Annotated in this window: 12 protein-coding genes; 1 reads left to right on the top strand and 11 read right to left on the bottom strand. The window is 49.4% G+C overall.

Going from position 1 to position 15,079, the window contains the following annotated elements; all coding sequences use genetic code 11:
• From pdxS to I8U21_RS03625, 4 genes are all read right to left on the bottom strand, one after another.
• Positions 1-894: a pyridoxal 5'-phosphate synthase lyase subunit PdxS gene (gene pdxS, locus I8U21_RS03640; protein ID WP_181732984.1), complete on the bottom strand. Its 894-nt coding sequence runs from the start codon at positions 892-894 to the stop codon at positions 1-3.
• Positions 895-1,030: 136 nt separating this feature from the next.
• Positions 1,031-2,272: a D-alanyl-D-alanine carboxypeptidase family protein gene (locus I8U21_RS03635; protein WP_181732983.1), complete on the bottom strand. Its 1,242-nt coding sequence runs from the start codon at positions 2,270-2,272 to the stop codon at positions 1,031-1,033.
• 195 nt (positions 2,273-2,467) lie between these two features.
• Positions 2,468-3,925, bottom strand: a complete 1,458-nt coding sequence (gene guaB, locus I8U21_RS03630) for an IMP dehydrogenase (RefSeq protein WP_181732982.1) — start codon at positions 3,923-3,925, stop codon at positions 2,468-2,470.
• Between the two features lie 161 nt (positions 3,926-4,086).
• Positions 4,087-4,941 (bottom strand): alpha/beta fold hydrolase, encoded by an 855-nt coding sequence (locus tag I8U21_RS03625; RefSeq protein WP_198053293.1) that lies wholly within the window; start codon positions 4,939-4,941, stop codon positions 4,087-4,089.
• 86 nt (positions 4,942-5,027) lie between these two features.
• Between I8U21_RS03625 and I8U21_RS03620 the strand changes: the two genes are divergently transcribed.
• Positions 5,028-6,026, top strand: a complete 999-nt coding sequence (locus tag I8U21_RS03620; RefSeq protein WP_309544786.1) for a YaaC family protein — start codon at positions 5,028-5,030, stop codon at positions 6,024-6,026.
• On the opposite strand, the gene gyrA is transcribed toward I8U21_RS03620, so the two are convergent.
• From gyrA to dnaA, 7 genes are all read right to left on the bottom strand, one after another.
• Positions 6,023-8,479 (bottom strand): DNA gyrase subunit A, encoded by a 2,457-nt coding sequence (gene gyrA / locus I8U21_RS03615; protein ID WP_198053292.1) that lies wholly within the window; start codon positions 8,477-8,479, stop codon positions 6,023-6,025. The two genes, I8U21_RS03620 and gyrA, sit on opposite strands and share 4 nt — an antisense overlap.
• Before the next feature lie 26 nt (positions 8,480-8,505).
• Complete coding sequence (gene gyrB / locus I8U21_RS03610; protein ID WP_198053291.1) at positions 8,506-10,419, bottom strand: DNA topoisomerase (ATP-hydrolyzing) subunit B; 1,914 nt, start codon at positions 10,417-10,419, stop codon at positions 8,506-8,508.
• 44 nt (positions 10,420-10,463) lie between these two features.
• Positions 10,464-10,706, bottom strand: a complete 243-nt coding sequence (gene remB / locus I8U21_RS03605; RefSeq protein ID WP_309544785.1) for an extracellular matrix regulator RemB — start codon at positions 10,704-10,706, stop codon at positions 10,464-10,466.
• 5 nt (positions 10,707-10,711) lie between these two features.
• Positions 10,712-11,830 carry a DNA replication/repair protein RecF gene (recF, locus tag I8U21_RS03600; protein WP_198053290.1) on the bottom strand — a complete coding sequence of 373 codons (1,119 nt, stop codon included), beginning with the start codon at positions 11,828-11,830 and terminating at the stop codon, positions 10,712-10,714.
• A gap of 15 nt (positions 11,831-11,845) precedes the next feature.
• Positions 11,846-12,061, bottom strand: coding sequence for a S4 domain-containing protein YaaA (yaaA, locus tag I8U21_RS03595; RefSeq protein WP_198053289.1), 216 nt, complete (start codon positions 12,059-12,061; stop codon positions 11,846-11,848).
• A gap of 41 nt (positions 12,062-12,102) precedes the next feature.
• On the bottom strand, positions 12,103-13,236 hold the full coding sequence (gene dnaN, locus I8U21_RS03590) for a DNA polymerase III subunit beta (protein WP_198053288.1): 1,134 nt from the start codon (positions 13,234-13,236) through the stop codon (positions 12,103-12,105).
• A gap of 239 nt (positions 13,237-13,475) precedes the next feature.
• Positions 13,476-14,831 (bottom strand): chromosomal replication initiator protein DnaA, encoded by a 1,356-nt coding sequence (gene dnaA / locus I8U21_RS03585; RefSeq protein WP_198053287.1) that lies wholly within the window; start codon positions 14,829-14,831, stop codon positions 13,476-13,478.
• Between the last annotated feature and the right edge of the window lie 248 nt (positions 14,832-15,079).

Genomic DNA, 15,079 nt, shown 5'->3' with positions numbered 1-15,079 from the left:
TCACCAACCGCGCTCTTGCATCCGTTCTTCCGCACTCAGTTTGGAAATTTCAATCCCGGTCATCGCCGAACCCAGATCTTTGGATACTTCTGCAATCAATGCAAAATCTTCATAATGGGTGGTCGCTTCCACAATCGCGCGAGCATATTTTTCGGGGTTTTCCGATTTGAAAATACCGGAGCCCACAAACACACCGTCGGATCCCAAGTGCATCATCAATGCGGCATCTGCCGGGGTTGCGACGCCACCTGCCGCAAAGTTGACCACCGGCAATCTTCCGGTCTCATGCACTTGCAGGAGCAGTTCATACGGAGCCCCCAGTTTTTTCGCCTCGGCCATCAATTCATCACGGGACATGTTTTGCACCTGGCGGATTTGCGCCTGCATTTTCCGCATATGGCGAACCGCTTCCACGATATTTCCGGTACCGGGTTCCCCTTTGGTCCGGATCATGGATGCCCCTTCCCCGATGCGACGCAACGCTTCTCCCAAATCACGGGCACCGCATACAAAAGGAACGGTGAATTGGGATTTGTCGATATGGAACAAATCATCCGCCGGGGTCAACACTTCACTCTCATCAATATAATCAACCCCCATGGATTCCAATACACGCGCTTCGACAAAATGGCCGATCCGTGCTTTGGCCATTACCGGAATGGAAACAGCGTTCATCACTTCTTCCACCACACGCGGATCAGCCATGCGGGCAACGCCGCCTGCCGCACGGATATCCGACGGCACGCGCTCCAACGCCATTACCGCCACCGCACCGGCTTGTTCAGCAATTTTTGCCTGCTCGGCGTTCACCACGTCCATGATGACGCCGCCTTTTTGCATTTCTGCCATCCCGCGTTTTACCCGGTCCGTTCCTGTTTTCCGTGTTTGACTCATCTTGCCGCCTCCTCTGTGATCTTGTGGATGTCTTCAACTGTGATCGTCATGAAAGGGTGGTTTCATTTTGCGAGAGAGTAAATCCCCTTTTTCCTCCCTCTTTTATTATAATTGAATGGAAGCATTTGAAAAATAATCAATCAAACCAACTTGAAATTTCATCCCCCACCGACCGAAAAAAGAGGCGAATCCAGCTCCCTTCTTCCACGGATTGAGAGGTGACCACATTGATTGGTTTGAAGCCTTCCATTTTCTTTCCATCATAAAACACATATGCTTTTCCGACAATGGTGCCTTTCTCCAGAGGGGCTTTCACATTGGAATCAAACTCGACTTTTACGGAATATTTTCCTTGTTCTCCTTTTTGAACCGGCAGCGACACGGCTTTTTCCACTTCCACCGGGACGGTCCGTTCCACACCGTTGGGCAAAGCCAATGATTCTTGTCCTTTTACTTTTCCGTGTTCCGGAACCAAAGTGGTGAATGCAAATTGGTCAAATCCATAATCCAACAGTTTTTTCGTTTCGGAAAAACGCCTTTGATCATTCGCCGTCCCCATCACGACCGAAACCAAGCGGTATCCGTCCCGTTGCGCGGTTCCCGTGAAACAATAGCCGGCGGCATTGGTATGTCCGGTCTTCAATCCGTCCACTCCCGGATAGGCATACACAAAACCGGGAAGCATCAGGTTCCAGTTCGTCACTGTTTGTTCCCGGTTGGTACCGGGCCGGACCTTATATTTTGTCGTCGCCGTGACGTTTAGCACTTCCGGGTGTCTTTGGATCAACGTCGAAGCCAAAATTGCCGTGTCCCGGGCCGACATCACATGTTTCCCGGGCACCTTGGGCGGATCGGGATACAGATGCAGATCCAAACCGGAGGCTCCTTGAAAATGGGTGTGGTTCATCCCGATTTCTTTTGCTTTTTCATTCATCCGGTTGACAAATCCTTCTTCGCTTCCGCCCACATGTTCCGCCAGGGCCACGGTTGCATCGTTGGCGGAATAAATCAACATGGCTTCAAAAAGCTCCTTGACCGTGATCTTTTCGCCTTCGGTTAAATAAATTTGTGCTTCTTCCACATCTGCAGCCCGTTTGCTGACCGTCACCACGTCATCCCAACGCAATTTTCCGGCCTGAATGTCGTCCAAAACCACCAAGGCCGTCATCATTTTGGTCATGCTGGCCGGGGGATAAGGCGTCTCTTCATCTTTCGCGGCCAAAACCACCCCGGAATAAAAATCCATCAAATAATAAGAACGCGCCTCCACCGGAGGCAGCTTTCCCTGTTCAGCCTGCACCGGAACAGGAAACAGCCATATGAAGAAGGCAAACGCACTGAAAAACAACCAAACTTTTTTTCTGTGAAAATGATTCATCATCGCTCATTCCTTACTTCTCTGTCTCTGTTTTAAATGTCCCCTACCAAAACATTCGGAAAGAATGAAAAGGATGAGAATCATTTTACAAAATTGCAATAAAAAAAGAAATGGACAAGAAAAGAAAAATTTCGCATCACGAAGAAAAGCTGTTGACCGGACCAACGATCAACAGCTTGTATTTAAACGGATGGATTATAAATGATAATTGGGCGCTTCTTTGGTGATTTGGACATCATGCGGATGGCTTTCGCGCAAAGAGGCATTGGTGATCCGGATAAACCGGCTGTTTTCCTTCAGTTCTTTCAATGTGGCCGCACCGCAGTAACCCATTCCGGCACGGATGCCTCCGATCAATTGATACACGGTGTCGGCCAGAGGTCCTTTGTACGGAACCCGTCCTTCGATACCTTCCGGAACGAGTTTTTGCGCATCTTCCTGGAAGTAACGGTCTTTGCTTCCCTGTTGCATGGCGCCGATGGATCCCATTCCCCGGTACACCTTGAACCGGCGTCCTTGGTAAATTTCTGATTCCCCGGGAGATTCTTCTGTTCCGGCAAACAGGCTTCCCAACATGACTGCATCCGCACCCGCCGCCAAAGCTTTGACGATATCGCCGGAATAACGGATTCCTCCGTCGGCAATGATTGGCACACCGTATTGGCGGGCCACGGTCGCGCAATCATAAATCGCCGTGATTTGCGGAACGCCGATACCGGCAACCACACGGGTCGTGCAGATGGATCCCGGCCCGATTCCGACTTTCACGATATTGGCGCCTGCCTCGATAAGATCACGGGTAGCTTCACCAGTTGCGACATTTCCGGCGACAATGACCAGATCCGGATGCTTCCGGCGGAGCGTGTGAATGGCATCCAAAACCCCTTTGGAGTGGCCGTGGGCCGTATCCACAACAATCAAGTCGACTTCGGCATCGATCAGGGCTTGAACCCGGCGTTCCATATCTTTGGACACCCCGACAGCCGCCCCGACCAAAAGACGTCCTTGTTTATCTTTGGCCGCATCGGGAAATTGTGTCGCCTTTTCAATGTCTTTGATGGTGATGAGCCCTTTTAAAATCCCGTTTTCATCCACCAGCGGCAATTTTTCGATTTTATGCTTTTGCAGGATTTCTTCCGCTTGTTCGAGCGTGGTCCCGACCGGTGCCGTGATCAGCGGTTCGGTGGTCATCACTTCTTGAATCGGCATGGCATAATCCCGTACAAAGCGAAGGTCACGGTTGGTGATAATGCCAACCAGTTTCCGGTTTTCATCCACAATCGGCACACCGGAAATCCGGTATTTGGCCATCAATTCTTCCGCGTCGTGGACTTTGTGTTGGGGTGTCAGATAAAACGGATTGGTGATCACTCCGCTCTCGGAACGTTTGACGCGGTCAACTTCCTCGGCTTGTTCTTCCACTTTCATGTTTTTATGGATGATTCCGATTCCGCCTTGCCGGGCAATGGCAATCGCCAATTTGGATTCGGTGACGGTGTCCATTCCCGCGCTTATCAACGGAATATTCAATTCAATTCCTTCCGCCAGCTTGGTTCCCACATTGACTTGACGAGGCAATACCTCTGATTTTGCCGGCAATAATAGTACATCATCAAAAGTTAATCCTTCTTTGGCGAATTTCTGTTCCCACATAGACGTTTTCCCCTTTTGGCCTAATAATTTTAAAGCAGTTTAACAGTCTCCTGCATAACTGTCAAGATTTTTCAAGATCCAGTCATGGCTGTATTGCATTTATCCATAGATTATCCACAAAAGCCTGTGGATAACTAACAAAGTCTTGTGGATAAATGCGTTCAAGGCAACAGCTTGGACACAAATTCGGCAACCAGCGGGCTTTGGATCAACTCCAAATGGTTTAAATGCCAAAAAGTTTTCACATGATAAGCGCCGGGAAGCGTGGCTTTTCCTTCTTCCACAACCCCGTCGCTGTCCGTATGATATTTCAGGGTCAGCAAGGTCCAACCGACGGCCAATTCCCCTTTCCATCCCCGGTCGCCCCAACCATCTGCATCCCCGGCAATCGTATACAGTTTTCCATCTTGAAAAAAGGGACTTTTTTCCACCGGAAAGCGCCGGTTAAACCGGGCCACTGCTTCCGGCGTCACATCTTTGATCCCTTCCTGCCCGTTAACAAACATCCCCAGCCATTCATATTCTTTCGCAAGTGGTGTCCCTTGATGCGGAGTCCCGAGCGTCACCAGGTCCACCACTTCCCCGGGACGCATGTAAACCAAACGCCGGGCAACCAGTCCTCCCATGCTGTGAGCCAAAATGTAGTAGTTTTTCCCCAGTCCGTATTGTTTTTGGAGAATCGAAATTTTCCGGGAAATCACCCGGGCCTGCTCCTCAATGGAATCATTCCCGGCCTGATGGTTTTTCGCCCCCATCATGATCACCCGTTTTCCTTGCACCGGCATTGACCAGACTTTCATGGACGAATTGGAATACACCACATAAACATTCCCCGATCCCCAACTCCGGGCCAAACGGTTTAAAAATTCATAACCCCATTGATGGCGGTTGTTAAATCCGTGAATCAACACCAGATCATATTTTTTCGGAACCGTTGTCTTTCCGGAACCCGGAGGCGGCAACAGTCCAAATACAAAAGCCGACAACAGACAAAGGCATAAAACCTTTCTTTTCATGGATGCTGCCTCTCTCCCGTTTTTCTTTCTTGTCATAGCCCTTTTTATTTTGTCAAACAATAGAAAAAAAAGAAAGAAAAATCGAGGTGACGGGTGTGCCGTTTTGCTCAGACCCTTCTGCCCGTGATGGCTTCCATGAACCCAATCTTTTTTTAAAACTTAAAAATGAAGAATGGGCGCGCAAATTTCTGCAGCAAAAATATGAGGATGCTTCTTTCAAGGAGCCGGGGGTGCTGGCCTACAAAAATGTCCAATCGTTTGTCGCTTACATTCGTCAAGCTTGCTCCCTGTTTCAAACAGCCGGGGCATGTGACCAATGGATGCAACCCCTTTTGCTGTACTATGGGATGATGGATTTTTTTAAAGCCTGGATTTTAACCAAAGATCCCGATTATCCCAAGAGCACGGCCGTGTTGCGGCACGGGTTGTCCACCCGCAAACGGAAAAAGGAACCCTTTCGCTTTTCGCAGGATGAAATCCGGATCCAAAAAGAGGGGCTGTTTCCGTATCTGGCTGAGTTGATGGAGCTTCCGGTCTCTGCCGGGGATTCCTACCGTGTCAAGGAATTGCTCGGCTTTTTACCTGAATTACAGCCGACGTACCGGGCGATCTTCGGTGAGTGCACTTGGTTTCCCGTGGATTGGATTCCTGCGTCCTCCCTTCTGATCGTCCCTGAAAAAATTCTGGATCAATGCCACCTTGCTCCTTCATCCTTTGTGGAAAAATTAAACGCACAAAGCGGGGAAATCCGGTTTTCATTGCACCATCAAGAGCAAGGAGCGCTTTACCTGAACTGTTTTGCCTCCGGCCCGCCACACCGGCTTCATCCTTGGATCAAAAAAAACAAAAAGGGCGACCATTACCTGTATACCGGTAATCATCGCCCTCATCCGCTCCCGCGGGTCATATCCCTGATGATGCTTTGTTTTTCCATGAGTATGCTGTGCCGGTATGATCCTCCCTTGTGGGAAGAAATCATGCTGGCGTCCGTTCATCAGGAACAGCTGATGTTAATCCATCTGACCGATCTGATTCTTTACGGGTTCCCCCGCTTTATGGCCCCGCTTTGGGATTGGCCGGATTAAGCATCCGGTTCTTTCTCTTCTTTTTCATCGTTTTCTTCCTCAGCCGGCACCCGGGCCACCGCGGAAACTTCGTCTTCATCCACCCGAATCAGACGAACGCCTTGGGCATACCGGCCCATGATGGAAATATCCGCAACTTTGATCCGGATCACGACGCCCGATTGCGTGGCAATCATGAGATCCTCATCTTCCGACACCACTTTGTGCGCAACCACTTCGCCTTTTTTCTCCGTCAGGCTTAACGTTTTAATCCCTTTGCCCCCACGCGATTGAATCCGGTATTCATCAATCGGCGTCCGTTTTCCGTAGCCGTTTTCGGTCACGATCATGACGTAGCTGTCCGGAACCACGATATCCATGTCAATGATGCGGTCTCCTTCGCCCAAGGTGATTCCTTTTACCCCGGTGGCAGAACGTCCCATTTCACGGACGTCGGATTCATGGAAACGGATGGACATGCCGTGCCGTGTTCCCATGATCACTTCCTGATCCCCGTCGGTCAGGCGCACGCCCACCAGATCGTCCCCGTCACGCAAATTGATGGCGAACAATCCGTTGCGGCGGATGTTTTCAAACTCGCTTAATGCGGTTTTCTTCACCACTCCTTCTGCTGTGACAAAGAAGAGGAATTGGTTCGGGGTAAATTCTTTGACCGGAATGACGGCTTCGATCCGTTCCCCTTGATCAATTTGAATCAAATTGATCACCGGGGTGCCTTTCGCCGTCCGTCCCAGTTCCGGAACTTCATAAGCTTTCAGGCGATAAACCTTTCCTTTGTTGGAAAAGAAAAGCAGCGTGCTGTGTGAATGGGTGACAAACATGTGCTGAACCAGATCGTCGTCACGGGTTCCCATTCCCGTGATGCCTTTTCCGCCCCGTTTTTGCGCGCGGTAGGTGGAAAGCGGCACCCGCTTGATATACCCTCTTTGCGTCATCATGATGGAGACTTCATCTTCCGGGATCAGATCCTCAATGTCGATGTTGTCTTCTTCAATTTTGATCATGGTCCGGCGTTCGTCGCCGTATTTCTCTTTGATTTCGGTGATTTCCTTGCGCAACACTCCCCGGATTTTGTTCTCGTCGGCAAGAATGGCACGCAATTTGGAGATCAACTTTTGCAGTTCTTTATATTCACTCTCGATTTTTTCCCGTTCCAAACCGGTTAAACGGTGCAGCCGCATGTCGAGGATGGCCTGGGCTTGTTTTTCGGACAGGCCGAACCGTTCCATCAGGCCGGTTCTCGCTTCCTGCGTGGTTTTTGAGGAGCGGATCAAATCAATCACTTCGTCAATGTGATCCAGAGCAATCCGGAGCCCTTCCAAAATGTGTGCCCGGTCTTCCGCTTTGTTCAAATCATATTGGGTCCGGCGACGAATCACTTCGATTTGATGGTCCGCGTAATGTTGGATCATCTGCTTCAAATTTAACACGCGCGGTTGGCCGTCGACCAAAGCCAGCATGTTGATACCAAAACTGGTTTGCAAGTTGGTGTATTTGTACAGGTTGTTCAAAACCACCTGCGGATTCACATCTTTGCGGAGCTCAATCACCACACGCATCCCGTTGCGGTCGGATTCATCCCTTAAATCGGTGATTCCGTCGATCTTTTTATCCCGTACCAGTTCGGCGATTTTTTCGATCAGTTTCGCTTTATTGACCTGGAACGGAAGTTCGTCCACCACAATCCGCATTTTTCCGTTTCGGGCTTCTTCAATCCGCGTTTTCGCCCGGATTTGAATGCTTCCGCGACCGGTGCGGTACGCTTTGCGGATTCCGTCATATCCCAAAATGATGCCGCCGGTGGGGAAATCCGGCCCTTTGATCACTTTGAGCAATTCCTCAACGGACACATCCTGATTTTCCAGCAACAACAGGATGCCGTCGATCACTTCTTTCAAATTATGCGGGGGGATGTTGGTTGCCATCCCGACCGCAATCCCCGAAGCCCCGTTGACAAGGAGATTCGGAAAACGGGAAGGCAGCACCACCGGTTCCTCTTGTTGCCCGTCGTAGTTCGGCGTGAAATCGATGGTGTCTTTTTGGATGTCGCGAAGCATTTCCAGATTGATGGCAGCCATCCTCGCTTCGGTATAACGCATGGCCGCCGGCGGGTCCCCGTCCACGGATCCGAAGTTCCCGTGTCCGTCGACAAGCGGATAACGGTAAGTAAAGTCTTGTGCCATCCGCACCATGGAATCGTACACGGCTGCATCCCCGTGCGGGTGATAATTTGCCGTCACGTTTCCGACGAGACGGGAAGATTTTTTGTACGGCTTATCCGGCGTCATCCCCAACTCGTAAAAGGTGTACAAAATCCGCCGGTGAACCGGTTTTAACCCATCGCGGACATCCGGCAACGCCCGGCTCACGATCACGCTCATCGCATAGTCCAGGAAAGAGGTTTTCATTTCCTTACTGATATTGACTTCTTGGATACGGTTCATTTCTTCCATTGTTCATCTCTCCGTTCTACACTCGCCTAAATATCAAGGTTCGCCTGCTGTGCATACTCCTTGATAAATTCCCGACGCGGTGCTACGCGGTCACCCATCAACATCTCAAACACTTCATCGGCATCCATGGCATCTTGCAAAGAAACCCGGAGCAATGTGCGGCTTTCCGGATCCATGGTGGTTTCCCACAGCTGGGTGGCGTTCATTTCCCCCAACCCTTTGTACCGTTGGATCTCGATTTTCCCTTTGCCTTCGAGTTCGGCCACGATTTCATCTTTCATCTTGTCATTGAACGCATACCGGATCTTTTTGCCTTGCGTGATTTTATACAGAGGCGGTTGGGCAATATACACATATCCATGTTCAATCAACGGACGCATGTACCGGTAAAAGAAGGTGAGCAGCAAAGTCCGGATGTGGGCACCGTCGACGTCGGCATCCGTCATGATGATGATTTTGTGATAACGGGCCTTTTCAATATTGAAATCATCACCGATTCCGGTCCCCAATGCCGTAATGATGGTGCGAATCTCATCATTGGAAAGCGCCCGGTCCAGTCGCGCTTTTTCCACATTGATGATTTTTCCTTTCAACGGCAAAATGGCTTGGAACATCCGATCCCGACCTTGTTTTGCCGTACCGCCGGCAGAATCCCCCTCCACAATGAAAAGCTCGCTGTCCTGAGCGCTGCGGGAGGTGCAATCCGCCAATTTCCCGGGCAATGCACTGACCTCCAACGCGTTTTTGCGCCGCGTCAATTCCCGGGCTTTGCGGGCGGCTTGGCGGGCACGGGACGCCATCACTGCTTTGTTGATGATTTTTTTCGCTTCCGCGGGATGTTCGTCCAAATAGGTTTGGAAATGATCGGCAAAGAGCTGCTCGGTTGCGGAACGGGCTTCACTGTTCCCCAGTTTGGTTTTGGTTTGCCCTTCAAACTGAGGATCCATAATTTTCACGCTGATAATGGCGGTCAAGCCTTCCCGTACGTCATCCCCGGTCAGATTGCTGTCATTATCCTTCAAAAGGTTGTTCCGGCGGGCATAATCATTGATCACGCGCGTCAGAGCCGATTTAAAGCCGGCTTCATGCGTGCCGCCTTCGTGTGTGTGAATGTTATTGGCATAAGAATAAATGTTGGATGTAAAAGAATCGTTGTATTGCAAAGCGATTTCAATCAGGATGGAATCCCGTTCCCCCTGAATGTATACCGGCGGTTGATTCAACACTTCGCGATTCCGGTTCAAATGCTCCACAAACGACCGGATTCCGCCTTCAAACTGGAAAACCACTTCTTTTTCTTCTTCGCCGCGCAAATCTTTCAAAATAATTTTTACGCCGCCGTTTAAGAAAGCGAGTTCGCGCAGGCGGTTTTGCAAAATGTTGAAATCAAACTCAGTGGTTTCCGTGAAGATTTCGGGATCCGGTTTAAAGGTGATTATGGTCCCTGTTTCCTCTGTTTCCCCGATCACTTCCAAATCCGCTTCCGGAACCCCTCGTTGATAACGTTGATGATAAATCTTCCCGTCCCGCTTCACTTCGACCGACAACCACGTGGACAACGCGTTGACAACGGAAACCCCCACGCCGTGCAAACCGCCTGAAAATTTGTATCCGTCTCCGCCGAATTTACCCCCGGCATGAAGGACCGTCATCACAACCTCCACCGCCGGACGGCCCATTTTTGGGTGGATCCCGACAGGAATCCCGCCTCCGTTGTCAATCACGGTCACACTGTTGTCTTCATTGACAATCACCTGAATGGTATCGCAACGGCCGGCCAGTGCTTCGTCGATGCTGTTGTCCACCACTTCCCACACCAAATGATGGAGACCGCGGCTGGAAGTGGAACCAATATACATCCCCGGCCGCTTTCGGACGGCTTCCAGACCTTCTAACACCTGAATTTGTGTTTCATCATAATTTGTTTGTTGAATGGACACTCTCGGTCACCTGCTTCCTTCTTCCATAACTGATAAACTCGGTTCTATATCTTTTGAGTCAAATCGGCCCGTTTTTTCAATGTGGTTGAAGAAATGGGCGATGCATAGATGTGATGTGTGGTGATCACATACGATTTGATTTCGTCAGGAGACAAATGTTCAATTTTCTTTTTCTGATGGCAAGCGTTCAAAAACGGTGGCGTTGCATTCTTCGCAACATTTGCGTCCAGTATGGCGATCACTTCGCGAATGCAAATCATCCGGCTTCCACCCAAGTGGATAAACACTTCATTCACCCCGATTCCGTAATATGTCCTTGCTTCACCTGATAGATTTTGGCTCCGGACAAGATATCCGGATGGATCCCGTCCAAACCGGTGGTGGTCACAAAGGTTTGGACACGTCCGGAAATGGCCTTCAATAAATGCGTTTTACGCATGTCATCCAATTCGGACAACACATCATCCAATAATAATATGGGATAATAACCGATTTCCTGATGAATCAATTCGATTTCCGCCAGCTTGAGCGACAAGGCGGCGGTTCGTTGCTGTCCCTGGGAACCGTAATGATGAAGATCCATCTCCCCCAGAAACAACCGGATGTCATCCCGTTGCGGCCCGATGACGGTACTTCCCCGCATCACTTCTTTTCGGCGGTTTTTTTTCAGTTCCGACCGCAAAATCCCCGCCCATTCATCCGGCCCGGATGATTCAGGCAAAGGAAAAGAAGGGCGGTACTTGATCACCAGCTCATCCGGCTGTTGCGTAATGGCCTGATGAATTTCACACGCCCATCGGGTGAGGGATTTCAAAAATTGTTTTCTTTTTTTCCATAAACGGACGGACAAAGCGGCAAATTGTTCATCCAATACCTCCAATAAAGGGGAGTCCTCCTGCTTTTGCCGGTAAAGTTGTTTCAACAAGCTGTTTCTCTGCACGAGCAATTTGTTTAATTGCGACAAATCATGCACATATTGAGGACTCACCTGGCCAATCTCCATATCTAAAAAACGGCGTCGAACCTGCGGGCTTCCTTTGACCAGCGCCAGATCCTCCGGCGCAAAGAGGACAGCAGGAAGCGAGCCGATATACTGACTCAACTTCCTTTGTTCCACCCCGTTCCGACTCACTTTTTTTCCTTTGTCCGATAAACTGATTTCCAGACGCTGGATCTCATTTCCTTTTTTTACTCTGCACTTGAGAAAGGATGCCTTTTGGCCAAAACGGATCAGTTCTTTATGAGTCCGTGTGCGGTGTGATTTGCCAAGCGCAAGGACATAAAGGGATTCGAGGATGTTGGTTTTTCCTTGGGCATTGGGGCCGACAAAAAAATGAAGCTCCTCCGGACAATGCAGATGAAGTTTCTCAATGTTTCGGTACTGTTTCAATTCCAGGGTTTGGACACGCAAAACGAAGATCCTCCCTTACCGGCCCGACACGATCACAGACCCGAACCCGGAGATATCCACTTGATCTTGGGGATAAATTTTTCTTCCCCGTCTCGTTTCCACTTCGCCGTTGACTTTTACCGTTTCCTCTTGCAAAAAGTATTTGGCTTGTCCGCCGCTGTCGATCACATCCAGGCGTTTTAAGAGTTGTCCCAATGTGATGTACGGTGTGTCAATCTTGATGGATTCCAATCCCAGTCCTCCTTTTCGGGCGTCATCCGTGCCGATTTATTCTAACGGGTGCGAACCGGCACGATCAGATGGAGCGAATCATCCCGGTCCGTCGGTTGGATCATAAACGGTGTCATCGCGCCTGTGAATTGAATTCGGATTTCATCGCTATCAATGGAGCGGAGAGCTTCCATCATGTAACGCGCATTAAAAGAGATGCTCATTTCCGGCCCGTTCACCTTGGCATTCACTTCTTCAGACACACTTCCAATATCTTGGGCGGTGGAGTGAACTTCCACTTTTCCGTCTTTTATAGTCCATTTTATCACATTATCCCGGCCATCCCGACTGATCAGGGATGCACGATCAACGGATTGTAACAATTCCTTGGTGGAGGAAACCAGTTCCGTCTCACCGCGTTCGGGAATCACCCGGTTGGTGTCAGGATAGGTCCCATCCAGCAAACGGGAATAAAACGAGAATTCATCGGTTTTTACCAGAATTTGATTTTCCGCAATCAGGATATCCACATATCCGGAATAATCCCCCAGGGTCTTGGCCAGTTCCGACAAACTTTTGCCCGGGACGATCACATTTTTCAGTGTCACTTCCGGGGAAGCTTCCACTTGAGCCTGTTGTTTGGACAAACGGTGGCTGTCCGTGGCGATGCAGGTCAACACCCCGTTTTCCAGTTGAAACAAAACTCCGGTCAATACGCCCCTTGCTTCTTTGGCGGCCACGGCAAATCCGGTCTGCCGGATCAGGGACTTGAGTGCATCGGCGGAAATACTGAACATCTGGTCTGTGGATAAATACGGCAAGCGCGGATATTCCACCGGATCCAATCCGTTCAGTTGAAATTCCGCCATATCCGATCGGATGGTGGTTTGGAATTGATCATTGGTGATCCATTCCACTTCATCGCCGGGCAATTTGCGGACAAGCTCGCCAAAGATGCGTCCGGGGAGTACGATACTACCTATTTTTTCCACGAACACCTGATCCAAGTCCTCTTTTTTGACGGGAACATGCACCTGAATGGTAATGTCCGAATTGCTTCCGGTCAGAGTGAGCCCATCTTCATCCACAGCAATTTTAATCCCGGTGAGAATGGGGATGGTTGTTTTGGAAGAAACCGCTTTGGATACTTGAGAAACAGCATCAACCAAAGCTGATTTGATGACACGGAACTTCATATCGATCCTCCTTGTTGGTGATAAAACCAAAAATTGTTTTGGGAAAAATCATGACAGGCATGCATAAAACAGGACGCTTGTACATATATATATTTTTTAAAATTGCAGTAGCACTAGTAGTAGGAGTTGTGGATAATGTGGAAAACCTCGTTTGGTCCAGGTATAAAGCGGATTGCCGGCTGTGGAGAAAGTGTGCATAAGCTTGTACACCTTATCCACAGTTTCCACAGGCACCGCTTTTAAGCTTTGCGTTGGAGTTGTTGTTTCAACTGTTTGATCACTTCTTTGACTTGCGGGTCTTCTTCGATCATGCGGCTGATTTTTTCGTGTGCATGAATCACGGTCGTATGATCGCGCCCTCCGAAATCTTCCCCGATTTTCGGCAAAGAGAACTCCGTCATTTCCCGGCACAGGTACATGGCAATCTGTCTCGGAAATGCCACCGACTTGGTTCGCTTTTTACTTTTTAAATCCTCTATGCGGAGCCGGTAATAATCACAGACCGTCTGTTGAATAATATGAATGCTGAGCATTCTTGGCTTTGAATCGGGCATGATATCCTTCAGTGCCTCCAGTGCAAGATCGGGAGTGATGGGTTGGTTTAACAGGGCCGAATAAGCCACAACCCGGATCAACGCACCTTCCAGCTCGCGAATGTTTGTATCCACACGATCCGCGATAAATGCAAGGACTTCACTTGGAACATCTAAATTATCAGCTATTGCTTTCTTTCGCAAGATCGCGATCCGCGTTTCCAAATCCGGCGGTTGCACATCAGTGATCAGCCCCCATTCAAAGCGCGAGCGCAAACGGTCTTCCAGTGTGGGAATTTCCTTGGGCGGCCGGTCGCTGGAAATGATGATTTGTTTGTTGGCGTCATGCAATGCGTTGAAGGTGTGGAAAAACTCTTCTTGGGTCTGTTCTTTACCCGCCAAAAACTGAATGTCGTCGATCAACAGGATATCCACGGAACGGTATTTGTTCCGGAACTGGATCGTTTTGTTGTCCCGGATCGAATTGATGAATTCATTGGTGAATTTTTCGGATGAGATGTACACCACCCGGCTGGACGGATCATGTTTCAGTACATAATGACCGATGGCATGCATCAAGTGTGTTTTTCCAAGGCCGACGCCGCCGTAGATGAACAAAGGGTTGTAAGCTTTGGCCGGCGCTTCGGCCACCGCCAGGGAAGCCGCGTGGGCAAACCGGTTCCCGGAACCGATGACAAACGTGTCAAAAGTGTACCTCGGATTCAGTTGGGAGCCGGGGTCCTTTTCGTCTTCCCCGTTTTCCGCCGCGGGTTGTTGCGGTTCATTTGCCGATTCATGATGGCTTTTTTCCTGGGTTTGGCTGACAAATTTGACGCCGATTTTTGAGCCGCCGGTTACTTCCTTCAAGGTGTCCCGCACCAAATCGGCATAGCGCGATTCCAGCCAGTCCCGGGCAAAATCATTGGGGGCGCAGACAATCAGGATGTCATTTTCCATGTCGATGGCTTCGGTCGCCTTGAGCCAGGTTTCAAAACTGGGCTTGCTGATTTTGTTTTGGATGGAATCCAACGTTTGGGACCATAATTCTTGGATGTGAATCACCCAAAGAACCTCCTTCCTGACAAAAAATTGAACATGACTTATCCACAGTTGAAAGCGGCGATACATCAAAGTCTGTTGCATTTATTCACATTATCCACAGCCTGTGGATACTTTTTTCCACAGGTTGTGGTTAATTGATCTCCCGACTTATCCACAATTGTGGATATTCACTGATCCGCAACATATTTATCCACAGGAAAACAAGAATAGAATATCAAAATATACCAATATTTACAATGAAAAATCGT

This window comes from Thermoactinomyces sp. CICC 23799 (assembly GCF_016055145.1).
In the GTDB taxonomy this organism is placed as follows: domain Bacteria; phylum Bacillota; class Bacilli; order Thermoactinomycetales; family Thermoactinomycetaceae; genus Thermoactinomyces; species Thermoactinomyces intermedius.
The sequence above is the reverse complement of the archived record's forward strand: the minus strand, read 5'-3'. Positions and strand labels throughout refer to the sequence as shown.

Excerpts from the sequence above, each read along its gene's own strand:
- pdxS (WP_181732984.1), bottom strand. The coding sequence starts at position 894 with ATGAGTCAAACACGGAAAACAGGAACGGACCGGGTAAAACGCGGGATG.
- I8U21_RS03635 (WP_181732983.1), bottom strand. The coding sequence starts at position 2,272 with ATGAATCATTTTCACAGAAAAAAAGTTTGGTTGTTTTTCAGTGCGTTT.
- guaB (WP_181732982.1), bottom strand. The coding sequence starts at position 3,925 with ATGTGGGAACAGAAATTCGCCAAAGAAGGATTAACTTTTGATGATGTA.
- I8U21_RS03625 (WP_198053293.1), bottom strand. The coding sequence starts at position 4,941 with ATGAAAAGAAAGGTTTTATGCCTTTGTCTGTTGTCGGCTTTTGTATTT.
- gyrA (WP_198053292.1), bottom strand. The coding sequence starts at position 8,479 with ATGGAAGAAATGAACCGTATCCAAGAAGTCAATATCAGTAAGGAAATG.
- dnaN (WP_198053288.1), bottom strand. The coding sequence starts at position 13,236 with ATGAAGTTCCGTGTCATCAAATCAGCTTTGGTTGATGCTGTTTCTCAA.